This window comes from Limosilactobacillus reuteri subsp. simiae (assembly GCF_020784875.1).
Taxonomy (GTDB): domain Bacteria; phylum Bacillota; class Bacilli; order Lactobacillales; family Lactobacillaceae; genus Limosilactobacillus; species Limosilactobacillus reuteri_H.
This window is the reverse complement of record NZ_JAJGUI010000012.1, coordinates 1-408: the sequence shown is the minus strand read 5'-3', so window position 1 is coordinate 408 and position 408 is coordinate 1. Positions and strand designations below refer to the sequence as shown.

Sequence of the window (408 nt, the reverse complement as noted above, 5' to 3'; positions counted from 1 at the left end):
TAACCCGGAGGTCGTTGGTTCAAATCCAGCCCCCGCAATTTTGGTCCGTTGGTCTAGTTGGTTTAGGACGCATCCCTGTCACGGATGAGATCACGAGTTCGAGTCTCGTACGGACCGTATAATTAATGATAAATAAAAACTTCCTACGGATAGGTGGGAAGTTTTTTGTTAGTAAAAGGTAAACAGTTAATAAAATAGGCTCTACGTTAAGTAGTGTTGATACGCAAATATGAATCACTGCTAGCTAAATTGGTCTAGTTAGAATCGTCATTCGTGGCGGTTCTTTTTAGTGGCTCTTTGTCAAGAAGTACTGATGAGAAAATAAAATAATTTTACTAAGCAGCTTGTGCCTGGACTTTGGCATGAGCTGTTTGTTTATTTCGCCAATTTATTGCGATATAGGTATTT

General features: G+C 39.5%; 1 tRNA gene. It reads left to right on the top strand.

What is annotated here, in order from left to right:
• The first annotated feature begins 42 nt into the window (after positions 1-42).
• A tRNA-Asp gene (locus LMC10_RS01055) sits at positions 43-117 on the top strand.
• Positions 118-408 lie beyond the last annotated feature (291 nt).